20 protein-coding genes are annotated in these 20,969 nt (G+C 74.9%); 8 read left to right on the top strand and 12 right to left on the bottom strand.

What is annotated here, in order from left to right; genetic code table 11:
• Positions 1-77 precede the first annotated feature (77 nt).
• Entirely contained in the window at positions 78-857 is a 780-nt protein-coding gene (locus ACIGZJ_RS22495) for a transglycosylase family protein (RefSeq protein ID WP_396458883.1), read from the bottom strand.
• Positions 858-1,075: 218 nt separating this feature from the next.
• Between ACIGZJ_RS22495 and ACIGZJ_RS22490 the strand changes: the two genes are divergently transcribed.
• Positions 1,076-1,270, top strand: coding sequence for a hypothetical protein (locus ACIGZJ_RS22490; RefSeq protein ID WP_392939084.1), 195 nt, complete (start codon positions 1,076-1,078; stop codon positions 1,268-1,270).
• Positions 1,271-1,381: 111 nt separating this feature from the next.
• Here ACIGZJ_RS22490 and ACIGZJ_RS22485 read toward each other — a convergent pair whose 3' ends face one another.
• Positions 1,382-2,101 carry a LysE family transporter gene (locus tag ACIGZJ_RS22485; protein ID WP_396458882.1) on the bottom strand — a complete coding sequence of 240 codons (720 nt, stop codon included), beginning with the start codon at positions 2,099-2,101 and terminating at the stop codon, positions 1,382-1,384.
• 70 nt (positions 2,102-2,171) lie between these two features.
• On the opposite strand from ACIGZJ_RS22485, the gene ACIGZJ_RS22480 reads away from it, so the two are divergent.
• A complete protein-coding gene (locus ACIGZJ_RS22480) occupies positions 2,172-2,603 on the top strand; it encodes an Lrp/AsnC family transcriptional regulator (RefSeq protein ID WP_396458881.1) in 432 nt (143 codons plus the stop codon).
• Between the two features lie 60 nt (positions 2,604-2,663).
• Here ACIGZJ_RS22480 and ACIGZJ_RS22475 read toward each other — a convergent pair whose 3' ends face one another.
• From ACIGZJ_RS22475 to ACIGZJ_RS22465, 3 genes are all read right to left on the bottom strand, one after another.
• A complete protein-coding gene (locus ACIGZJ_RS22475) occupies positions 2,664-3,332 on the bottom strand; it encodes a response regulator (RefSeq protein ID WP_396458880.1) in 669 nt (222 codons plus the stop codon).
• A 66-nt stretch (positions 3,333-3,398) separates the two neighbouring features.
• Entirely contained in the window at positions 3,399-5,087 is a 1,689-nt protein-coding gene (locus tag ACIGZJ_RS22470; RefSeq protein ID WP_396459026.1) for a sensor histidine kinase, read from the bottom strand.
• 153 nt (positions 5,088-5,240) lie between these two features.
• Positions 5,241-7,760 carry a SpoIIE family protein phosphatase gene (locus ACIGZJ_RS22465; RefSeq protein WP_396458879.1) on the bottom strand — a complete coding sequence of 840 codons (2,520 nt, stop codon included), beginning with the start codon at positions 7,758-7,760 and terminating at the stop codon, positions 5,241-5,243.
• A 70-nt stretch (positions 7,761-7,830) separates the two neighbouring features.
• Here ACIGZJ_RS22465 and ACIGZJ_RS22460 point away from each other — a divergent pair, with 70 nt between their 5' ends.
• From ACIGZJ_RS22460 to ACIGZJ_RS22450, 3 genes are all read left to right on the top strand, one after another.
• Positions 7,831-8,148, top strand: coding sequence for a DUF4326 domain-containing protein (locus ACIGZJ_RS22460; RefSeq protein WP_396458878.1), 318 nt, complete (start codon positions 7,831-7,833; stop codon positions 8,146-8,148).
• 81 nt (positions 8,149-8,229) lie between these two features.
• Positions 8,230-9,552 carry a PQQ-binding-like beta-propeller repeat protein gene (locus ACIGZJ_RS22455; RefSeq protein ID WP_396458877.1) on the top strand — a complete coding sequence of 441 codons (1,323 nt, stop codon included), beginning with the start codon at positions 8,230-8,232 and terminating at the stop codon, positions 9,550-9,552.
• Positions 9,553-9,581: 29 nt separating this feature from the next.
• Positions 9,582-10,217, top strand: a complete 636-nt coding sequence (locus tag ACIGZJ_RS22450; protein ID WP_396458876.1) for a uridine kinase — start codon at positions 9,582-9,584, stop codon at positions 10,215-10,217.
• Here the strand turns inward: ACIGZJ_RS22450 and ACIGZJ_RS22445 are convergent.
• From ACIGZJ_RS22445 to ACIGZJ_RS22425, 5 genes are all read right to left on the bottom strand, one after another.
• Positions 10,165-11,022: a DNA-formamidopyrimidine glycosylase family protein gene (locus ACIGZJ_RS22445; RefSeq protein WP_396458875.1), complete on the bottom strand. Its 858-nt coding sequence runs from the start codon at positions 11,020-11,022 to the stop codon at positions 10,165-10,167. The genes ACIGZJ_RS22450 and ACIGZJ_RS22445 overlap by 53 nt on opposite strands.
• Positions 11,023-11,110: 88 nt before the next feature.
• Positions 11,111-11,572 carry a universal stress protein gene (locus tag ACIGZJ_RS22440; protein WP_396458874.1) on the bottom strand — a complete coding sequence of 154 codons (462 nt, stop codon included), beginning with the start codon at positions 11,570-11,572 and terminating at the stop codon, positions 11,111-11,113.
• 237 nt (positions 11,573-11,809) lie between these two features.
• A complete protein-coding gene (locus ACIGZJ_RS22435; RefSeq protein WP_396458873.1) occupies positions 11,810-12,817 on the bottom strand; it encodes a zinc metalloprotease in 1,008 nt (335 codons plus the stop codon).
• Positions 12,818-13,076: 259 nt separating this feature from the next.
• Positions 13,077-13,706, bottom strand: coding sequence for an AAA family ATPase (locus ACIGZJ_RS22430; RefSeq protein ID WP_396458872.1), 630 nt, complete (start codon positions 13,704-13,706; stop codon positions 13,077-13,079).
• Positions 13,707-13,984: 278 nt separating this feature from the next.
• On the bottom strand, positions 13,985-14,941 hold the full coding sequence (locus tag ACIGZJ_RS22425) for an LLM class F420-dependent oxidoreductase (RefSeq protein WP_396458871.1): 957 nt from the start codon (positions 14,939-14,941) through the stop codon (positions 13,985-13,987).
• Between the two features lie 149 nt (positions 14,942-15,090).
• Here ACIGZJ_RS22425 and ACIGZJ_RS22420 point away from each other — a divergent pair, with 149 nt between their 5' ends.
• Positions 15,091-15,444 carry a DUF6401 family natural product biosynthesis protein gene (locus ACIGZJ_RS22420; RefSeq protein WP_396458870.1) on the top strand — a complete coding sequence of 118 codons (354 nt, stop codon included), beginning with the start codon at positions 15,091-15,093 and terminating at the stop codon, positions 15,442-15,444.
• Between the two features lie 142 nt (positions 15,445-15,586).
• Complete coding sequence (locus tag ACIGZJ_RS22415; protein WP_396458869.1) at positions 15,587-16,372, top strand: alpha/beta hydrolase; 786 nt, start codon at positions 15,587-15,589, stop codon at positions 16,370-16,372.
• A 42-nt stretch (positions 16,373-16,414) separates the two neighbouring features.
• Here the strand turns inward: ACIGZJ_RS22415 and ACIGZJ_RS22410 are convergent, their stop codons facing one another.
• Positions 16,415-18,937 (bottom strand): ABC transporter substrate-binding protein, encoded by a 2,523-nt coding sequence (locus tag ACIGZJ_RS22410; RefSeq protein WP_396458868.1) that lies wholly within the window; start codon positions 18,935-18,937, stop codon positions 16,415-16,417.
• 312 nt (positions 18,938-19,249) lie between these two features.
• Here ACIGZJ_RS22410 and ACIGZJ_RS22405 point away from each other — a divergent pair, with 312 nt between their 5' ends.
• Positions 19,250-19,579 (top strand): hypothetical protein, encoded by a 330-nt coding sequence (locus ACIGZJ_RS22405; protein WP_396458867.1) that lies wholly within the window; start codon positions 19,250-19,252, stop codon positions 19,577-19,579.
• Positions 19,580-19,598: 19 nt separating this feature from the next.
• On the opposite strand, the gene ACIGZJ_RS22400 is transcribed toward ACIGZJ_RS22405, so the two are convergent.
• The gene (locus ACIGZJ_RS22400) at positions 19,599-20,921 is read right to left on the bottom strand and encodes a chloride channel protein (protein WP_396458866.1); all 1,323 of its coding nucleotides are present in this window, start codon (positions 20,919-20,921) and stop codon (positions 19,599-19,601) included.
• Between the last annotated feature and the right edge of the window lie 48 nt (positions 20,922-20,969).

Below are 20,969 nucleotides of genomic sequence, written 5' to 3'. Positions count from 1 at the left end.
ACGGGCAGGCACCCCGACGCGCCGAGCGGCCACCCCCGGACAGGGGTGGCCGCTCGGGCACAGGAGCCGGCTTGGCGTCAGACACTCAGGGTCTGACCCGGGAAGATGAGGTCCGGGTTGCCGCCGATCTGCTTGGCGTTCTTGGCGTGCAGGCTCGCGGTGTCGGTACCGAACTTCGCCGCGATGTCGCTCAGGGTGTCGCCGCTCTTGACGGTGTAGCCGCCGCCGGCCGTGTTCGTACCGGTGGCGGCGGGCTTGGACGGCTTCGCGGCGGACTTCGCGGCGGGCTTCGCGACGTCCTGCGACTTCACGGACTGCGACTTCGCGGACTGCGACTTCGACGGCTGCGAGTTCCGCTCCTTCGCCTTCGGAGCCGCGGTCTTGGTCTGCTGCGGGGCCTTGGGCGCGACGGCCTTGGCCGACGGGCCCTCGTCCGAGGTGTCGACGGCCGCCGGGGCGCCACCCTTGGTCAGACCGGCCTTGACGGAGCAGACCGGCCAGGCGCCGGGGCCCTGCGAGGCGAGGACCTTCTCGGCGACGGAGATCTGCTGCGCCTTGGTCGCCTGGTTGGCCTGCGACGCGTACGCGGTCCCGCCGTACGCGGCCCAGGTGGACGGGGTGAACTGCAGTCCGCCGTAGAACCCGTTGCCGGTGTTGATGGCCCAGTTGCCACCGCTCTCGCACTGGGCGACGGCGTCCCAGGTGGAGACGGACGCGGCGGAGGCCGAGGTGGCCGTGACGAGGCCGGCCACCGGCAGGGCCGCGACAGCGGCGCCCGCCACAACAGCCATCCGAACGCGGTTGCGCTTGGTGACGGTGGAGGTGGTGGCAGCGGCGGTCTCGTTACGGAAGGTCATGAGGTTCCTCTCGACAGCCCCGGGCGGGCATGCGGAACCAGACCCTCGAAGGGTCCTCGCGCTCACCTCACTCGACGGGCGGCCGAGCACGTGTCGGACGTGCCGTGCCGCCGCGGTCACCCTCGCTCGCCAACGGCCTGTTCGAGCCGGTCGCGTCGGCGGGCACGGCCCTCGCGCCGGGGGTCAGTCGGCGGGCTGTGCGTCGGGGGTGAACCCGGGTGGTGCTCGTTGCACCGCCAATGAAGCTACGGGCCCTCCCCGGCGGCTTCAAGCAATTCTTGGACGCCGCTGGTCAGTTGACTGTTACCGGCGGTATCGATCAAGAAATCCTGTCCAGAATGACCACTTTTGACCACATTTACATGATCAAAGAGCACCTCTTCGTGCTTGCGCTCACATCTGTCCACCTGTGAAGCCGCCCACACCATCCACGTACAGCGACCATCAACCCACCCACCGTCACCGCCGAGTCCGGAGTTCCCGGTTCCGCGCGGCCGCCGGGTGGCACTCACCACAGTCGTCACTCACCGTGGCCACGCCATCCGCACGGCGTAGTACACGACCAGTCCGTATCCGGCGCAGTAGGTCAGCCTGCGCGCCCGGGGCGAGAGCCGTGCGCCCACCGACACCCCCACCACCGCCAACAGTTGCTGCCACGTCAGCGAGGCCGCCAGGACACCGAGGACGAACGCCGCGCCGCCCGCCCAGCCGGCCGGCCCGCCACCGCCCGTGACCAGGGCCGCGAAGTACAGCACCGTCGCCGGGTTCACCAGGGTCAGCCCGGCGAACCGCAGAAAGGTCCCCGCGGCCCCGCCCTCCTCCGCACGCCCACCGCCACCCCCGCGCCCGGCACTCCCGTCGCCCGCACTCCCGTCGCCCGCTCGCCCACCGTCCGCCACAGCCACGGGCACCGGCACCGGCACCGGCACCGGCACCGGCACCGACACCACCGGCCGCCGCAGCCCCGCCAGCCCCCGGACCGCCACCACCCCCAGCACCACCGCGGAACCCGCCCGCGCCCACGCCTCCCACCCCTCCAGCGCCTGTGCCAACCGGGCCCCGAACGCCGTCGCCAGCCCCGCGTACACCATGTCGACCAGTGCCACGGCGGACGCCGCGCTCACCGCCGACCGCCACCCGCGCTGCCCCTCCTCCAACAGCAGCACCCCGACCGCACCCAGCGGCACGGCCACCCCCAACCCCGCCAACACACCCGACGCCGTCGCCCCGACCAGAGAATCCATGTCCGCCACCGTGGCCGACCGGCCCGAAAACCACCGGCCCTTTTCCGGTCCTCACCGCGATAATCGCGGCATGGACGACCTCGACAGAGAGATCCTCGGCGAACTCCGCGCGGATGCGCGGATCTCCTACCGCGACCTCGGCGCCCGGGTGGGCCTGAGTGCCAACGCCGCCGCCGACCGGGTCCGACGGCTGCTCCGCACCGGGGTGATCCGGGGCTTCACCACCCTGGTCGACCCGGCCGCCGAGGCTGGCCGCCCCGGCCTGACGGTGTTCATCGACGTCCGGCTGCGCCCGGAGACGGACAGCGACGCCTTCGAGGCGCTGGTCCTGCGGCTGCCCGGCATCACCGAGGCCGCCCACGTCACCGGGGAGTACGACTACCTGCTGCGCGCCCGCGCCACCGACGCCGCCGCGCTCGACCAGCTGCTGCGCCGGCTCAAGCACGAGGCGGGCGTCGCCGTCTCCAGCACCCGCCTCGCCCTGCGGACGGCCTCCCGCTGACGCCGCGCCGCACCCGACCGGGCCTCGGCACCCGGACCAGGCCCTCAGGCCCTCAGGCCCTCAGGCCCCCGCGTCCAACCCCGCGTCCCGGGCCAGCAGCGCCGCCTGCACCCGGTTGTCGCACCCCAGCTTGGCCAGGATCCGGCTCACGTACGTCTTCACCGTCGCCTCGCTCATATGGATCCGGGCCCCCGCATCCGCGTTCGACAGCCCCTCCCCCAGCAGCGCCAGCACCTCCAGCTCGCGCCCGGTCAGCACCTCCAGCCGCCGTCGGGCCGCCGTACCGCGGGCGGCCACCCGGTCGGTCCGGGCGCCCGCCAGACTGTCCACGATGTGCCGGGTGGCGGCGGGCGACAGGAAGGCGTGCCCGGTGGCGGCCGCCCGCACGGCCTGGATCAGCTCGTTGGGCGCGGTGTCCTTCAGCAGGAACCCGGCGCCGCCCTCGGTGACGGCACGCAGCACGTTGTCCCGCTCCCCGAAGGTGGTCAGGATCAGCGCCCGCGCGCCGGGCGCGGCCCGGGGCAGTTCAGCGAGCGCGGTCAGCCCGTCCATGACCGGCATCTGGATGTCCAACAGCACCACGTCCACCCGGTGGGACCGGGCCAGTTCCAGCGCCTCCCGGCCGTCGGCGGCCTCGGCGACCACGTCGATGTCGTCGGCGGAGGACAGGATCATCCTGATCCCGGCCCGGATGAGCGGCTCGTCGTCGGCGACGAGGACTCGGATCACTACTGGTCACCCCTTGAACGGTGCTGCTGGCAGCGCTGCTGGGCACCATCCTCACATCCCCGCCGGTCAGGAATCCGCCGGGAACTGTCTCTTCTCGACCAGCACACCGTCCTTGAAGCAGAACCGGACCACCTCGTCCCGGCCCCAGTGGTCGGTCGACTCGGCGGCGAGGAACAGCCGGCACGTGGCGCCCGGCGGCGGCGTCGGGCCGCTCTTCTCGAAGTCCCTGGTGAAGAAGTCGTTGCCGACCGGGAGCCGGCGCTGCACCTCCGCCTCGGGGTCGCCCTCCCGGACGGACTCGGCCACCGCCTTCGGCACGGTCGCCTCCTCGGTGCCCCGGACGAAGGACACCACGCCCCACACCAGCAGTCCGACGGTGGTGACCAGCACGATCAGCCCGCCGATCGCACAGCCGATCGCCGGGCTGCGGCGGCGCTTCCCGGTGTCCAGGCCGCCGGTCGCCGGCAGGGCGTCCATCTCCCAGGGCTCCGCCTCCGCGCCCCCGGCGCCTCCGGAGGTGCCGTCCGCCGAGCCCTCGAAGGGCAGGACCGCGGCGATCCGGAACCCCTCCTCGGGGGTCGGCCCGGCGTGCACCATTCCACCGACCAGCCGGGCCCGCTCGCGCAGCCCGGTCAGGCCCTGCCCACCGCTGACCGCCGCCGCGCCGCCCGCCCGGGCGCCGACCGGCTCGGGCGCCCGCGGATTGGCGACCTCCACCACCAGCGCGTCCGGTTCGTAGCGCAGCGCGACACCGATCGGTGCGCCGGGGGCGTGCTTGTGCGCGTTGGTGAGCGCCTCCTGGACGATCCGGTACGCGGCGTGGCCGACGGCGGCGGCCAGCGGGCGGTGCTCGCCCTCCAACGCGTAGGAGACCTCCGTGCCGGCAGATCGCGAGGACTCCACCAGCTTCTCGATCTCGGTCACACCGCCCGTCCGGGCACCGCCCGCGGCCGGACCGGCTCCAGGCCCGCCCGGCCCGCCCGGCGCGGCCGCCGGGCCGGTCGACTCGTCGTGCAGCACCCCGACGACCTCGCGTAGCTCGCGCATCGCGGTGACGGCGGCCAGCCGCAGCACCCCGACCGCCTCCCGCTGCCGGTCGCCCAGCGTCCGGTCGACCTCCAGGGCACCGGAGTGGACGGCGATCAGGGCGAGCTGGTGGCCCAGGCTGTCGTGCATGTCCTGGGCGATCCGGTGCCGCTCACGCAGCCGCGCCTGGTGCGCAACCATGGTGCGCTCGCGCAGCAGCTGCTCGTTGCGTTCGCGCAGCGCGTCCAGCAGCGCCCTGCGCTGGGCCCGGTAGCGGCCGCCGAGCGCGGGCAGCACGGCGAGCACCAGGAACGCGCCCAGCGAGAGCCCGGCCAGGAGCTTGATCGGTGCCGAGCCGGCCTCCTTGAGCACCCCGGTGGCCGTCGTCAGCAGGAACCCGCCGGTCAGCGCACCGAGCAGCACGCCGACCCTGGTCACCCTGGCCCCGGCCGACCAGCCCGCGCAGATCAGCAGCACCAGCGGCCCGGCGGCCCAGCCCGCGGCGGCGGCCGCGAGCACCAGCACGGTCGCGGGCAGGCCCCGGCGGAGCAGGAAGAGCACGGCGACCACGGGGCCGACGGCGAAGCAGAGGCCGGAGTCGTCGGCGATCTCGAGCAGCGTCGAGATCCCGCCCAGCACCAGCGCGCCGCCGACCTCGCGCACGGTCGTCCAGGGCCGCCACGGCCCGGGCAGCGCCGTCCGTACCGCCCTTGACCAGGCCCTCGCCATCGCGTCCACCCGGCGAGGTTAACGGCCCCGCACCTCCGCCCGCCTCCACCCTTCGTCGCGACCGGCCCCGACGAAAGTAGCGGCAACGGGCCCGACGAAAGTCACAGCGACCGGCAGCCGGCCGATGGCAGCCAAGGCGCACGCGGCGGGCCCTCACCCGAACGCGGTGAGCAGCAGCGCCACGTCGTCCACCCGGTGGGTGGACCCGACCTCGCGCAGCAGCCGTTCGGCGAGCCGGTCCAGCGCCTCGTCGGCCGGGTCGCCCGCCCCGATGCCGTGGGCGAGCGCGGCGCACAGCCGGTCGACGCCCAGGTCGATGTCCACGGACGGGTCCTCCACCAGCCCGTCCGTGTAGAGGGCGAGCACCGAGCCCTTGGCCAGCTGGAGCTCGCTGACCGGGTAGTCGGCCCGGTGGTCGACGCCGAGCAGCGGGCCGCCGGCCACGTAGAGCGCCTCGGTGCGCCCGTCGGGGTGGCGCAGCACCGGTGGGAGGTGCCCGGCCCGGGCGATCCGGGCGGTGCCGTCGGCGGGGGTGAGCCGGACCAGGCAGCAGCTGGCGAGCAGTCCCGGGTCGAGGTCGAGCAGCAGCTGGTTGGTGCGGGCGAGCACCTCGTCCGGCCGGTGCCCGCTGGCGGCGAAGGCGCGCACCGCGCTGCGCAGCTGGCCCATGGTGGCGGCGGCACCGACGCTGTGGCCCTCGACGTCGCCGATCACCAGGGTGAGGTGGCGGCCGGTGATGATGGCGTCGTACCAGTCGCCGCCGATCTCCATGCCCTGGGTGCCGGGCAGGTAGCGGGCGGCGATCCGGATGCCGTCCAGGTGCGGCAGCCGGTGCGGCAGCAGGGCCTGCTGGAGGCCGCGGGCGAGGGCGAACTCGGCGTCGTAGAGCCGGGCGCGTTCCAGGGCCTGGGCGATGAAGCCACCGAGGGCGGTGAGCAGGCCGCGGTCCTCGTGGGTGAACGGGTGGGCCTCGTCGAAGCCGATGATGCAGCTGCCGACGGGGTGGCCGGAGGCGATCAGCGGCAGGAAGGCCCAGGCGCGCATCTCGTCCAGGGCGATGCCGGGGTAGGTGGCGGCGAGCTGGTGGACGGACTCGAAGAAGATCGGCGTGCCGGTGCTGAGCGCCTCGGCGCCGGGGACGCGGGCGCCGATCGGGGTGCCCTCGAAGCGGTCGAGGAAGCCCTCGGGGTAGCCGGTCTGGGAGACCAGGTGGAGGCGCTTGTCGCGGACGGCGTAGATGGCGAGCTCCTGGCCGCCGAAGGCCGGCAGGATCTGGTCGGCGACGGCCCGGCAGACCTCCCGGACGGTGACGGCCTCGCTGAGCGCGCTGGCGAGCTGCAGCAGGTGGTACATCGCGCCGACGCTGGTGCGGGCGCCGGGCGGGGGTTCGGCCGGTGTCTCGACCACGCCGGCGGGCGGTTCGGCGGCGACGACCCGGCCGGTGACGCCGTGCGCGTCGGGGTAGAGCGAGAACGCGAGCCAGGCGTCCGGCGGGCGGGCGGCGAGGAAGGCGGTGGGCTGCTGGGAGAGCATGGCGGCGCGGTAGCGGTTCTCGTAGACCGGGTCGGAGAGCCAGGGCAGCACGTCCCAGGGGTGGTGGCCGATCAGGTCCTCGCGGCGGGCGTGCAGCAGCAGCTCGACGCTGCGGTTGGCGTAGGTGATCCGGCCGTCCGGGTCGAGCGAGAAGACGCCGTCGCGCAGCCGTTCGACGGCGGCCGCGGCGGCGGTGCCGGTCCGGGTGTCGAGGACGGCGCCGACCAGCCGGGTGCTCGCGTTCGGTCCCTCGGGGACCCTGCCCCACAGCTCGACGGGGTACGGGTTCCCCTGGTGGTCGAGCGCCCGGACCCGGGTGGCCAGCATCCGGCCCTCGTTCAGGGCGGCGCGGGCGGCGGCCCGGAACTCGGGCAGGTCGCCGGGGGCGATCCGGGTGGTCAGGGTGGCCGCCCGCCCGTCGAACCCGGCCGGGTCGAGGCCGAAGATCTCGCAGAACTGGTCGTCGACGGAGAGCGCCCCGGTGGCCACGTTCCAGTCGAACAGCCCGACCCGGGTGGTGGGCTCGGTCGACGGGGTCAGCTCCACCACGGCCGTGTCGCCGTTCGGCTCGACCAGGTGGCCGTCCTCCTCCAGGCCCGCCAGTCCGGCGCCGAGCCGGTTGGCCACCGTCCGCAGGTGGCGCCGCGCGCCGTCCGGTACGCCTTCGTCGGAGGCCGCCCAGAGCACGCTGATCACGCCGTAGGTCTCCTCGCCGGCCTTGACCGGCACGCAGGCGGAGGCGAAGTCGTAGGGCATGCCGACGGCGAGCTGGGGGAAGCGCCGCATGGTGTCCTCGGTGTCCGCCAGCGTGATCGTCCGCCCGCTGCGGTAGCTCACCGCCGCGGGCAGCGGCCCGGCCGCGGCGACCCGCCGGAACGCGCTGATGATCGACAGGGGCACGCCCGCGATGGTGCAGAGCACCAGTGACTTCCGGTCGCGCGACCGCAGGTAGACCATCCCGCCGTACGCATCGGTGACGGCGAGCGACTTTCGGACGGCGGTCGCGAGCAGCGCGTCCCGCTCGTGGGCCGCCCTGGCGGCGGCATCGTGCCCCCGGGGGCGGTTCGCGTCGGGTCGCGCCGCCCGGGCCCCGCCGGTCAGGTGCGGACCGAACCGGTCCGCCGGCACACCCTGGCGCATCCTCTCTTGCTACGCCCGGGTCAAGGGACTGTCAAGGCGAGTCGTCCCGGTTTGCGCCACCATGGACACCGTGCAGCCCACCACCGTGGTCAATCTCAAGGGTCACCGCGACGATCCGGGCTTCGCGGACGTCGTCTACGTCGGCCGCCCGATGCACCGCGGCGGCTGGCGGCTGGCCGGCTCCCCGCTGTACTGCCCGTTCCGTCCGGGGCCGGACCTCACGCGCGCGCAGATGCTCGTCCGCTACCGCGCGCACCTGCTCGCCCGTCCGGAGCTGCTGGCGCTCGTCCCGGCCCTTCGCGGCCACCGCCTCGGTTGCTGGTGCGCCCCGCTCCCCTGCCACGCCGACGTCCTCGCCGAGCTCGCCGAGCACGGCCCCGGCGGCTGACGGACCGGCCCCCAGCTGCTCGGATATCCTCCGTCGGACAGAGCAGCGCACCGGCTGCCACCGGGGGAAGTGGGATCGAACATGCAGTCGGCACCGTCCGAGCGTTCCGCAGAGCAGGTGCCCGAGGAGCCGGGTACCGGGTGGCAGTGGGACGGCGAGGGGGGCGACGGGACCGCCGGGAGCGGCGATGTCGTCTCCGGGGGCGGGGAGCCCGACGGGCCCCGGCTGAGCCGGCGGCGGCTGCTGGCCGGGGCCGGGGCGCTGGCCGCGGGCGGCGCCGTCTGGGCGTTCAGCCGGTCCGCCGGGGGCTGGTCGACGCCTGCGCCGCCCAGGCCGGCCCCGACCCGGCTCGCCGGACCGGAGCCGCTCTGGACGTACCGGGGGCCCGAGGCGATGACGCCCGAGCGGCTGACCGACCGGCCCGGTCTGCCGCTCTTCCTCTCCCGCGGCGGGCTGCAGGTGCTCGATCCGGCCTCCGGCGCCCGGCTGCGCACGCTCGCCTTCCCCGCGCCCGGCAAGGACTGGCCCAGCGACCTCGAACTGCCGGCCGCCCGGGTGGTGGTCGGCGCCGACCGGGTGTTCACCGCCTCCCGCGGCCACCTCGACAGCCGCCACCTGAGCGACTCCGCCGCCGACTGGAGCCTCCCGCTGCCCGAGCCGCTGGACGGCACCGTCGACCTGTTCGGCTGCGACGGCACGACCCTGTACGGGCGCAGCTGGGCCGCGCCGACCAACAGCGACCGGATCAACGCCACCCTGTTCGCCCTGCGGATCGAGGACCGGAGCCTGCGCTGGTCGCGTCCGGCCGAGGACGTGGACGTTCCGCTCGCCACCTCCACCGACCGGCTCCCGGCCCGGGCCTCGGAGAACGGCACGACCCGGCTGGTCCTGCTGGACGCCGCGAACGGCCACCGGCTGTGGACGGTCCAGGCCGACGAGAACCTGCGCTGGGCGGCCGCCGACCGGGAGCACGTCTACGCCCCCGACGGACAGTTCGGTCTGCGGGCGCTGCGCCTGGCCGACGGCACCGCACACTGGTCGGTGCTGCCCGGCCCGTCCGAGGAGTGGCGCTGCCTGCCGCCGGTGAGCGACGGCGCCCGCGTCTACGTGCCGCGCGACAACGGCCTGATCACCGCACACGACGCGGCGACCGGCGCCCGGCTCTGGTCCCACCGGGTCCCGTTCCGGCTGGACCGCCGCAGCCGACCGCTGCTGGCCGGGCCAGCCCTGTACGTCCCCGGCCCCGCCGCCGCGGGGATCTGCGCCCTCGACGCCGGCAGCGGCACGGAGCTGTGGACGTTCCGCGACTCCGGCCCCGGTGTCGACGTCTGGACCCTCTCCGCCGACGCCGCACACCTCTACGCGGGCCACGACGACACCCTGCACGCCCTCCCGCTCGCGTGACCGCCCGGGAGCCGGGGCAGGATGGGCCGATGCAGGTACGCCCGATCTCGCCCGAACGGCTGACCGAACTCCTCGCCGATCGCATCACCGCCCTGCCCGACTCCGGGCGGCGGTGGCTGCGGGTCGCCGTGGACGGCGCCGCCGCCACCCGGCCCGACCTCCTCGCCGACGCCCTGGTGGAGCCGCTGCGGCTGCGCGGCCGACCGGCCCTGCGGGTCTCCGCGCGGGACTTCCTGCGGCCCGCCTCGGTCCGGCTGGAGTACGGCCGACAGGACGCGGACGCCTTCCACGACCTCTGGTTGGACGACAACGCCCTGCTGCGCGAGGTGCTCGACCCGCTGGAGCCCGGCGGCAGCGGAAGCGTCCTGCCCTCGCTGCGCGACCCGGCGACGGACCGCTCGACCCGGGTGCCGCACGCGGTGCTGCCGCCGGGCGGTGTGCTGCTGCTGGACGGCGCGCTGCTGCTCGGCCGCTGGCTGCCGCTGGAGCTGACCGTCCACCTGGCCCTCACCCCCGGCGCGCTGGCCCGCCGCACCCCGTCCGAGGAGCAGTGGACGCTGCCGGCCTTCGCCCGCTACGAGGCCGAGACCGCCCCCGCCGAGGCGGCCGATCTCACCGTCCGGGTGGACGACCCGCGGCACCCGGCCCTGGTCGAGCGCCGCTGACCGGCCGGGCCTCGGGCGCCGGGCCGCGCTGGCAGGACGGACACCAGTACGCCACCCGGTCCCGCGGCGGCTCCAGGTGGCCCGCCGTCAGCACCGAGGTGCCGCACCGCTGGCAGGGCCGCCCCGCGCGCCCGTAGACCCAGTTCCGGTGCCCGGGCCGGGTGTCACCGGTGGTGACGTGCCCCGAGCGCAGCCGGTTGGCGTCGAGCAGTTGCCGGGCGCGGTCCACCAGCCGTTCCGGGCGGGGCAGTTCGCCGACCGGGGTCCACGGCGTGAGGCCCGCGAGGAAGCACAGCTCGTTGGCGTAGATGTTGCCGATCCCGGCCAGGTTGCGCTGGTCGAGCAGGGCCTCGGCGAGCGGGCGGCCGGGGCGGGCGAGCAGCCGGCGCAGCGCCTCGGCCGGATCCCAGTCGGGCCCGAGCAGGTCGGGTCCGAGGTGTCCGACGACGCGCTGCTCGTCGGCGGTGCGCAGCAGTTCCACGACCGGCAGCCGGTAGCCGACGGCGGTGCTCCGCTCGGTGCCGAGGACGGCCCGGATCTGCCAGGCGGGCCCGCCGGCCCAGCGTTCGCCGGGGCGGTAGACCTCCCAGCGGCCGTCCATCCGCAGATGGGTGTGGAGGGTGAGGCCGCCCTCGAGGCGGGTCAGCAGGTGCTTTCCGCGCGGGGCCACCTCCAGGACCCGCCGTCCGGCGAGGTGGGCGGTGGCGTGGGCGGGCACCCGCAGGTCGGCGGTGGTCAGCAGTCGGCCGGCCAGGGCCTCGTGCAGTCGGGCCGCCACGCGGTGGACGGAGTCGCCTTCTGGCATGTCTCCATCCTGCCCCCGCGCGGCGGTCCGGCGCAGTCCCGGGGTGCGTCCTCAAGCCCCCGCCGAGCCCCCGCCAGGCCCCCGCCGGTCACCCGTCGGCCGGCTCCTTGACGTCCCGGACGACCACGACCGGGCAGGGCGCGTGCTCGGTGAGGTGCCGGCTGACGGAGCCGAGCAGCGCGCCGGTGAACCCGCCGAGGCCCCGGCTGCCGACCACGACCAGCGAGGCGCCCTGGGCGGCGTCCAGCAGGGCCTTCGCGGCGTTGCCGGGCAGCACGGCCTCGGTGATCTTGACGCCCGGATCGTCCCCGACGACGCCCCGGACGGTCTCGGAGAGCGTCCGGCCGGCCAGCTCCTCCGGGTTGAAGCCCTCGGCCGGGGGCACGGTCAGCCCGGCCCAGCCGTAGAAGGCGGGGTACTCCCAGGCCGCGATCGCGTGGACCGCGCCGCCGGTCAGCCGCGCGTAGTCGACCGCCCAGCGCAGCGCCTGCTCCGAGGCGGGCGATCCGTCCACGCCGACGACGATCCGGGGGTTCGCGCTGTTGCCCATGCCACTGCTCCTTGCCCTTGCACACCGAGGTCTGTCCTGACACCCCAAACATAGATGGAATAGGACATACACCCGGCAAATGCCGCGCTGGAGGGGGCTGCTGGGCTTGCAACCGTGAGCCGTGGCGCTCGGGGGCCTTCCGCCTCCGGCCGCCACGGCCCGGGTACCACTGGTTCTGACGGGTGCGCGGACCCGATCGCCCGCGCACCCGTCAGGGCTTCGGTGCGGCCGGGCCCGTCAGGCCCGGTAGGCGGCCCAGGAGTTGGCCATCCGGGCCACCTGGCCCGGGGTGAACTGCGTCATGCAGGAGTCGTAGGTGTAGTCCATGAAGTTGTGGATCGGGTCGATGCCGGTCGCGCTGCAGGTGTCGCGGCCGGTGGGGCACTGGTAGGCGGCGCTCTGCTCGGCGGGCGTGTCGGAGACGTAGTCCCCCTGGCCGCCGCAGCCGCCCTGGAAGGTGTGGTACAGCCCCAGCCAGTGGCCGACCTCGTGGGTGACGGTGTCGCCCTCGTTGTAGTTGGTGGCCGATCCCCCGGGGAAGGAGGAGTCGAGGATGACCACGCCGTCGTCGCTCGGGTTCGACCGGTAGGAGCTCGGGAAGGTCGCCCAGCCGAGCAGCGACTGGCCGAGCTTGGCGGTGTAGAGGTTGAGGGCGTTGGCGCCGCCCTTGCGCAGCGAGCTCTTCATCGAGCGCTCGGCCGAGGAGCCGGGGGTGATGCCGTTGTACCAGGACGAGTTGTCGGTGTAGTCGGTGCCGACCAGCTGGAACTGGAACTGGCTCGCGGTGTTGCCGGCGCCCTGGCCGCTGTACGCGGCGTTGAGGACCGAGATCTGCTTGCTGATGGTCGTGGCGCTGAGCTTGCCGGTCGTCCCGGAGTGGACCACGTGGACGTAGACCGGGATGGTCGTGGCGGCGGCCAGCGCACCGGGGGCGATCAGCGCGTTGCCCTTGGGCGACTGGCCGAGCTGGGCGACCTTGGCCGCGAGGTCCGCCTCCATGACCTTGGCCTGGGCCGCGGAGACGGCGTTGGGCTCCTGGACGTCCGGGGTTCCGGCGGGCTTGCGGGCCCCGGCGTCCTGGCCCTCCCCGCCGACGCACTGGGTGGCGGCCGGGGCCTGGGCGGTCGTCGTGGTGGAGAACGCCGAGGGGGCGGCGAACTGCGTGAGCCCGAGGGCTGCGACGAGGGCGGCGGCGCTGAGGAATCTGCTGGGGACACGCGAGGGGACGCGGGCAGAACGACGCATCTGCGCTCCTGAAGGGGAGTTGTGGGGGCGGCGACCGCAAGCAGCCGCCGAGCCGAGGGTACGCAGGGCTGCGTGTACGCGTCAGATCTGTTCCGGCCTGAAAATTCTGACGACAAATCGGACATAACCCGGAAGCACACACGGCCGTATCGGCCGCAGGTGGAGCATTTTCCGTGCCACCACATCACCGGGGCGCTCCCGGGCTGTCCGAAAGTTGACACTCCGTCCGTCCAGGCAGCCCCGCACCGACCCGCCGAGACTACGACGCGACGAAGACGATCTCCCGTAGGGCACGCGCAGCGGCCCGGTCGAGTACCACGGCCGACGCACACCCGGCCGGCGGCGCCCCCGTCCCCGCCAGCCGTCGGCGCAGCCGCCCGGCGGCCTCCCGGTGCCGCGCGAAGGCGTACGCGGAGACCGCCTGACCCCGGGTGTGCTGGCCCTCACGGGCCTCGGCGGCGGTGGCCTCCAGCAGGACGAGGTGCACCCGCCGCCCCTGTCGGCCGGCCGCCCTGGTCAGCCAGAACCGCACCCAGGGCAGCGCTCCGCAGTCGTGCACCGCGAGCGGGCCGCCGGCCAGCACCGCACGGCGCAGCCGCCGGTAGTGCGCGACCCGGACGAGCGGGCGGTAGACGAAGTACGGCAGCCACCCGGGCACCCGGGCGGCGAACTCCTCCCGCACCTGCTGGGAGTCGACCAGCCGGGCGCGGATGCACCGCCGCATCAGGGTGCTCTTGCCGCTGCCGGGCAGGCCGGAGACGACCAGCAGGTCGTCGGCGGAGTAGTGCAGGACGGCCGGCCCGCGCCCGCGCCGTCCGTCGTGCAGTCCGCGGGGGCGCAGCACCGGCTCGGCCGGACCGGCCGCGCCCCGGCACCCGGATCTGGGCACGGGCACCCGCCCCGGCGGCGCGGGCCGCTCGGCCCCCGGCTGCCCGGCCCCGGACCGCTCCGCTCCCGCCTGCTCCACTCCCGACCGTTCCGCCCCGGACGACCTCGTCTCCACCACCGGCACTCCCCCTGACTCCCCGGCTTCCGCCTCCGAAGGAGTCTTCCCCTTCAAGAGAGAGTAAAGACTAGTGGTCAGCCCCGGTGCGGCCGAGCCCCTTCACCGTCCGCTCACAGGACCGCGCCGTCCCCTTACCTGGGGGCGGCGCGGTCGGCGGGCCGTCAGCCCAGCTGCGGGGCGACCCGGGAGGCGATCAGCTCCAGGTGGTCCAGGTCCTGCAGGTCGAGGATCTGCAGATAGACCCGCCGGGTGCCGATCCCGGCGTAGCGCCCGATGGCCTCCACCACCTCGTCGGGGGTGCCGGCCAGGCCGTTGGCCCTGAGCTCGTCGGCGTCCCGGCCGATCGCGGCGGCCCGGCGGGCCACCTCGGCGTCGTCCCGGCCCACACAGGCGACCAGCGCGTTGGAGTACACCAGCTCGTCGGCCTGCCGCCCGGCCCGCTCGACGGCCGCGCGGACCCGGCCGAACTGGGCGGCGCTCTCCTCGACGGAGACGAAGGGCAGGTTGAACTCGTCCGCGAAACGGGCGGCCAGCGCCGGGGTGCGGGTCGGGCCCCTGCCGCCGATCAGGACGGGGATCCGGTCCTGGACGGGCTTGGGCAGCGCGGGCGAGTCGGTCAGCGTGTAGTAGCGGCCGGCGAAGTCGAAGGTGTCGCCGAGCTTGGTGTTCCACAGCCCGGTGACGATGGCCAGCTGCTCCTCCAGCCGCCCGAACCGCTCCTTCGGGAACGGGATGCCGTAGGCGTTGTGCTCGTCCTCGAACCAGCCGGCCCCGAGGCCGAACTCGACCCGGCCGCCGCTCATCGCGTCGACCTGGGCGACCTGGATGGCGAGGACGCCGGGGAGCCGGAAGGTCGCGGCGGTCATCAGGGTGCCGAGGCGGATGGTGCTGGTGTCCCGGGCCAGGCCGGCCAGGGTGATCCAGGCGTCCGTCGGCCCGGGCAGGCCGGCCCGGACGGCGGCGGCCGGGTCGGCGCCCCGGTCACCACCCATCCGCAGGTAGTGGTCGGATCGGAAGAAGGCGCTGAAGGTGCCGAGCTCCTCGGCGGTCCGTGCCACCCGCAGCAGCGTCTCGTAGTCGGCGCCCTGCTGCGGCTCGGTGAAGATGCGAAGATCCATGCGCCACATTCTGGTACGGAGCACCCCATGATCCCCGTGGTTTCGCGGATCCCGCCGGAGCGGGGGAGGGCGGCCGGGGTGGCCAAGGTCTCAGCACGGAAGCGCAACGGCCTGCCGTACCGGCGCCGCCGCTCCCCTACCGTGGACGGATGTTCGCCACGCCCGACGAGTCCCACCGGGGCTCCCCCCACGAGCCGGCCGGCTGTCCGCTGCCGGGGATCGCCGCCGCCTTCGGCCCCCGGCTGGCCGAGTTCGCCTTCGAACCCGGCCTGGTCGCCGCGGTCGACCAGCACGCCGCCCAGGTGCGCGAGCTGCTGTACGCGCAGGGGCCCGACCTGCTGCCGCTGCCGCTGGACCGCGCGGAGCTCTCGGACTACGCCGTCGGCTTCCTCGCCGCACTCGCCGAGATCGGCTGGCGGGAGCCGGCGGGGTACGACTTCGCGGTGTACCGGCTGACGGCGATCTGCTGGCTGCTCCGCGAGCAGGAGCGCCCGGCCGCCTGACCCGCCCCGCCTGACCCGCCCCACGGGAGCCGCCCCGGGCCGAACCGGTCGGGCGGGCATTGATCCGCCCGGGTGAACCTGCGCGGGCGGGCCGGCGCGTACAGTGGCGGTCCACAGGGCGGACGGCGGCGGGACGGTTCAGGTGAACGCGGACGGTACGGGCAACTCGGCGGCGGGCCACCGGGCACTGGTCTGGCGCGAGCTGCCGGAGCGGCCGTCGGCGGCCGTGCTGGTGCTGCACGGCGGCGAGGAGCACAGCCTCTCCCGGCCCGGCCCGGTCAACCTGCCCGGTCTGCGGATGTCCGGCTTCGTCCGCGCGCTGCGCCGGGAGACCGCCGGGGCGGGCGTGGCGATCGGCACCGTCCGCTACCGCCACCGGGGCTGGAACGGCGAGCGGGCCGACGCCGCCCGGGACGCCCGCGCCGCCCTGGGCGACCTCGCCGAGGAGCTGGGCCACATCCCGACGGTGCTGGTCGGCCACTCGATGGGCGGCCGCGCGGCGCTGCGCGCGGCGGGCCACCCGAACGTCACCGGCGTGATCGCCCTCGCACCCTGGTGCCCGCCGGAGGACCCGTGCGAGCAGCTCGCCGACCGTGACGTGCTGATGCTGCACGGCGACCGCGACAAGATCACCGCACCGGCCGACACCCGCGGCTTCGCCGCCCGCGGCCGGGCCGCCGGCGCGCGGGTCTGCGGCTACACCGTGACGGGCAGCGGTCACGCCCTGATGCAGCGGGTCGGCGACTGGCACCGTGCCACCGCCCGGCTCTCCTCCGGTCTGCTCGGCCTGCGCGAGCTCCCCGCCGAGGTCGCCGCCGCCCTCGCGCTCCCCGTCGGCGACACCGGGGCGCTCGACCTGCCGCTGCCCGTCCAGCCGCGGACGGCGCCGCCCCGCACCCCGGCCCGCCCGCTCCCCACCGACGCCTGAGCCGCCGTTGATCCGGGGGCCTGCGGATCAACGCCCTCCGCGTCAGGGGGTGTAGAGGCCGGCCTTGGCCGTGCTCCAGGAGCCGCCCTTCACGGAGTACACGGTGAGCTGCCGGTTGGTGGTGTCCCCGTACTCGTCGAAGGCGACCCTTCCGGTCACGCCGTCGAAGGCCACCCGGGCCAGTGACTGGAGGACCTTGCCGCGGGCGTCGGAGGGAAGCGTGCCGCCGTTGGCGTTCACCACCGCCCGGACCGCCTCGATGACCGCCCAGGTCGCGTCGTACGCGTAGCCGCCGTTCACCCCGGCCTCCTCCGGGTACGCGGCCGCCCGGTAGTCCGACAGGAAGGCCTTGGCACTGGCCAGTTCCTCCGGCGGGGTGCCGACGGAACTGGCCAGGTCGCCCTCGGCCTTGCTGTTGGCGCGGATGAACTCGGGCGCGTAGAGGCCGTCGCCGCCCATCAGGGGAACGGTCACGCCCGCCTGCTTGAGCTGCTGGGACAACGCCGCCCCGGCCGGGTACTCGCCGCCGAAGTACACGGCGTCGGGCCCGGCGGCCTTGACCGTCGTGACGACCTGCGAGAAGTCGCGGTCGTCGGGGTTCACGTGGGCCGACCCCAGGACCGTGCCGCCGAGCCTGCCGAACTCCTTGCTGAAGCCTGCGGCCAGGCCGGTGCCGTAGCTCTTGCCGTCGTCGATGACGAACGGCCGGCTCTTCCTAGCGTCCGTGTAGAGGTACCGGGCGGCGAACGGCCCCTGGATGTCGTCCGTGGTGACGGTGCGGAAGTACGACGGATGCTGGCGGGACTTGGCACCCGTGGCCCAGCCGGCCCCCTGGGTCAGCATCGGGTTGGTGTTGGCCGGCGAGACGTCGGCCAGATTGGCCTGGTCGAACACGGTCAGCATGGACTGGGCGACGCTGGAGTTGAGCGGCCCGACCACGCCGAGCACCTTGGCGTCCGCCACCAGCCGGGTGGCGTTCTGCTGACCCGTGGCGGGCTGCGCCTGGTCGTCCAGGGCCTTCAGCTCGAAGGTGACGCCGGGTACCCGGTGGGTCCGGTTGGCGGTCTTCACCGCCAGGTCGGCGGAGTTCCTGATGCCGAGGCCGAGCGCCGACAGGCTGCCGGTGAGCGGCGCGTCCAGGCCGATCACCACGGTGGTGGCGGGCACCGCGTCGCCCCCGGCCGCTCCGGCTGCTCCGGCCGACGTGGCCGGCGCCGGCAGGGCCCCTCCCTCCGCCTTGCCCCCGTTGCCGGGGGAGTCGCCACGCGTCAGGGACCAGGCCACGACGCCGCTGACGGCGAGCGTGGCCAGCGCCACGCCCACCACCGCGGCCCGCCGGGCGCCGGACGGCCGCCGGGGCGGGCGCCCGGCGGCCGGGTCCTCGGGCGGGCGGTAGGTCACCGGCGGGTAGGAGTCGGTGCGATCGGCCCACGGGGACGGCGTGGAGGGCAGCGACGGCGCCGACGGAGGGGTCGGCGTACCGGCGTACGGAGGGGCGGACGGCACCGAACCGGGCGGCGCGGCCTCGTACGGCAGCGGCCGCCACCCCGGCGACCCGGCGTCGGCCCCCGCGCTCGGCGGCGCGGTCGGCGGTGAGGCAGGCGGTACGGCCGGCGGCGCGGTCGGCGGCGCGGTCGGCGGCGGCGTCGGCGCGGCGATCTCCGTCGGCGTCCGCGGCACCGGCGACGGCCCGGAGACGCCGGCACCCGAACCGCCCGGCGAGCCGCCCGAACCGCCCGACGAACCGCCGAGCACCGCCGCGATCAGCTCGGCGGCCCCCGCGACGCCCACCCGCTGCGCCGGGTCCTTGACGAGCAGCGCGTCCAGGACCGGCCCCAGCGCACCGGCCGCGGTGGGCGGGCGGTGCGGCCGGGTGAAGACCGCGATCGCGAGCGCGTGCAGCCCCTCGACGTCGAACGGCGGCCGTCCCTCGACCGCGTGGTACAGCGTGGCACCGAGCGCCCACAGGTCGTTGGCCGGAGTGGGCCGTCTGCCCTCCAGCTGCTCCGGCGGCATGTACTGCGGGGTGCCGATGACGATCCCGCTGCGGCTGAGCCGGGTGGTGGCATCGGCGAGGTGGGCGATGCCGAAGTCGGTGAGGACGACCCGGTCCTTGGTCAGCAGGACGTTGTCCGGCTTGATGTCCCGGTGGACGATCCCCGCCGCGTGCGCCTCCCCGAGGGCCCCGAGCATCGCGGCACCGATCTCGGCGACCCGCCGGACGGGCAGCCGCCCCTGCTCGCGGATCGCGGCGGCGAGCGACTGGCCGCGGACGAACTCCATCACGATGACGGGGGCGCCGTGGTGCTCGACCACGTCGTGGATGGTGATGATGCCGGGGTGGTTCAGCGTCACCGCCGCGCGGGCCTCGCTCATGAAGCGCTTGAGCAGGGTGTCGCGCTCCGCCTCCTCCAGCCCAGGGGGGAAGAGGATCTCCTTGACCGCCACCTCGCGACCGAAGAGGTGCTGGTCGGTGCCGCGCCAGACGCGGCCCATGCCGCCCTGCCCGATCCGCTCGACCAACTGGTAGCGCCCGGCGATGAGGTCCGCGTTGTCCTGGGTCACGCGCCATACTCTAGGGGCCGCGACACGCTCCGCGGGCGGGATTCGACTCCCCGACGATCAGCCCTCCCCCCTTGCCCCGTCAGGGATGTGACGCAACCTCAGCCACACTCCCCCGCTCGTGATCCACTCCCGCACCACGGCCCGCGGAAGGCCCGGACCGGAGGCGGCCGTCCTGACGATCGGCCGCCGCGCGCCGGCCGCGCCCCCTCGGCGCCCGCCCCCGCCGGACCGGCCCGCACCCGCCGGGCGTCGCGCCCGCCCTCGCCGGGTGCCACGATGAAGTCCGGGCATCTCCTGCGATCGGAGGCGGTCATGGGCCGCGACTACCACTTCCACCGCGAACACGCCGGCTGCTCGGTCACCGTCGGGGTCTACCTGGGCACGGCCCGGCGGCTGGAGCTCCTGGTGGACGGCAAGGAGGTGGCGGCCGTTCGCGTCCACGGCCACCACGCCGGGGTGGAGTCGCTGACCACCGTCCTGCCGACCGACCCGCCACGGCCCGTCGAGGTCCTGGTGAGCCTCCCCGGCGCCATCCGGGGGGAGCCCGCCGGCACCCTGGTCGACGGCGAAACCCGGCTCCCGATGCCCGAACAGAAGGTGGCCCACCGGTCCCGGCCCACCGAGGTCTCCTGGTACCAGTAGCAACGCCGGCGCAGGAGCGCTACGGGGTGGCGGCAGGGACCGGGGTGAGCCGGAGCGTGAGCACGTAGGACACCACGACGGCGACGATCACCACCGGCATCACGGTGAGGCCGTCGGCCCCCAGGAGCAGCGTGGCGAGCATGACCGAGGTCATCGGGAGCTTCAGCATCGCCACGCACATCGCGCCGATGCCCATCGCGAACCCGGCCGTCACCCCCAGCCCGGGCAGGTGGGCGAGGGCCAGCCCGCCCGCCGCCCCGACGAACATCGCGGGGAAGACGGGGCCGCCGCGGAACGCCGCGAGCGAGGCGGAGTAGGCGAGCGCCTTGCAGGCCACGAGTGCCAGCAGGGCGCCCACCGAGTACCCGGCCTGCGCCGACAGCAGCGGGTTCAGCGCGTCCTGGCCCGAGTACAGCACCCCGGAGGCGTCGTAGCCGGTCCCTTCGGCGTACAGCAGCGCGAACACGCCGACCACCGCGCCCGCCAGCACGGTGGCCGGCACCCGCCGCCGCTCGACCCGCGGTTGCAGGTAGAGGGCGAGCCGGTGGATCCCGGTGCCGACGAAGGCCGCCGCCACGCCGATCACGAGCGCCCAGCCGAAGTCGGCGAGGTCGGGCCGCTCCGCCTGCGGCACCTGCTGCAGGGCCAGCGCGTACGTCCCGAGGCCGGTCCACGACCCCAGGCCCGTGAAGATCAGCGAGCCGACCCCCGCCGCGAGCAGTCCGGGCACCAGGACCAGCCCGAGCATCACCCCGCCGAGGCCGGACGCCTCCATCAGGAGGAACGCCCCGATCAGCGGGGATCCGAGCAGCGCGCTGATGGCGGCGAAGCTGCCCGCGGCGCCCACCACGGCGGTCGGCTCCGCCGGGAGGTCCCGCTTGACCAGGCGGACGGCGCCGACGGCCAGCCCGCTGCCCAGGGCGATGAGCGGCCCCTCGGGCCCGAGGACGACGCCGAGGCCCAGCGAGACGATCGCCGCGACCGCGATGCCCGGCAGGTCGATCACCCTGGTCGGCCCGCTGGTCACCAGCCCCTCGGCCGGCTTGTGGCCGCCGATGCCCGGGAGGTGCTTGATGCTCAGGCCGACCAGGAGTCCGGCGACGGCGAGCAGCGGCACCGGCCACCAGGAGGGCGTCCCGTGGAAGCCCAGCGCCTTGGGCAGGTCCGTGTAGGTCAGCGACTGGAGTTCGGAGACGAGGGCGAGGAATCCGTAGGCCGCCGCCGAGATCGGGATCCCGAACAGCGCTGCCATCAGGAGCAGCCCGGCGTACCCGCGGGTGCGGACGAGCGCGAAGGGATCCTTGGGGGCCGTCCCGGGCTGTCCGACGTGCTCGGCCGACATGCTCTTCCCCACTCCTCAGCACTGGACTCTGTCCGGAACGCGGGCGCC

This window comes from Kitasatospora sp. NPDC052868 (genome assembly GCF_044547105.1).
Lineage (GTDB): Bacteria > Actinomycetota > Actinomycetes > Streptomycetales > Streptomycetaceae > Kitasatospora.
The sequence above is the reverse complement of the archived record's forward strand: the minus strand, read 5'-3'. Positions and strand labels throughout refer to the sequence as shown.

Coding starts and splice junctions, on each gene's coding strand:
- ACIGZJ_RS22495 (WP_396458883.1), bottom strand. CDS start 857: ATGACCTTCCGTAACGAGACCGCCGCTGCCACCACCTCCACCGTCACC.
- ACIGZJ_RS22485 (WP_396458882.1), bottom strand. CDS start 2,101: ATGGATTCTCTGGTCGGGGCGACGGCGTCGGGTGTGTTGGCGGGGTTG.
- ACIGZJ_RS22480 (WP_396458881.1), top strand. CDS start 2,172: ATGGACGACCTCGACAGAGAGATCCTCGGCGAACTCCGCGCGGATGCG.
- ACIGZJ_RS22470 (WP_396459026.1), bottom strand. CDS start 5,087: ATGGCGAGGGCCTGGTCAAGGGCGGTACGGACGGCGCTGCCCGGGCCG.
- ACIGZJ_RS22465 (WP_396458879.1), bottom strand. CDS start 7,760: ATGCGCCAGGGTGTGCCGGCGGACCGGTTCGGTCCGCACCTGACCGGC.
- ACIGZJ_RS22455 (WP_396458877.1), top strand. CDS start 8,230: ATGCAGTCGGCACCGTCCGAGCGTTCCGCAGAGCAGGTGCCCGAGGAG.
- ACIGZJ_RS22450 (WP_396458876.1), top strand. CDS start 9,582: ATGCAGGTACGCCCGATCTCGCCCGAACGGCTGACCGAACTCCTCGCC.
- ACIGZJ_RS22445 (WP_396458875.1), bottom strand. CDS start 11,022: ATGCCAGAAGGCGACTCCGTCCACCGCGTGGCGGCCCGACTGCACGAG.
- ACIGZJ_RS22440 (WP_396458874.1), bottom strand. CDS start 11,572: ATGGGCAACAGCGCGAACCCCCGGATCGTCGTCGGCGTGGACGGATCG.
- ACIGZJ_RS22435 (WP_396458873.1), bottom strand. CDS start 12,817: ATGCGTCGTTCTGCCCGCGTCCCCTCGCGTGTCCCCAGCAGATTCCTC.
- ACIGZJ_RS22425 (WP_396458871.1), bottom strand. CDS start 14,941: ATGGATCTTCGCATCTTCACCGAGCCGCAGCAGGGCGCCGACTACGAG.
- ACIGZJ_RS22420 (WP_396458870.1), top strand. CDS start 15,091: ATGTTCGCCACGCCCGACGAGTCCCACCGGGGCTCCCCCCACGAGCCG.
- ACIGZJ_RS22405 (WP_396458867.1), top strand. CDS start 19,250: ATGGGCCGCGACTACCACTTCCACCGCGAACACGCCGGCTGCTCGGTC.
- ACIGZJ_RS22400 (WP_396458866.1), bottom strand. CDS start 20,921: ATGTCGGCCGAGCACGTCGGACAGCCCGGGACGGCCCCCAAGGATCCC.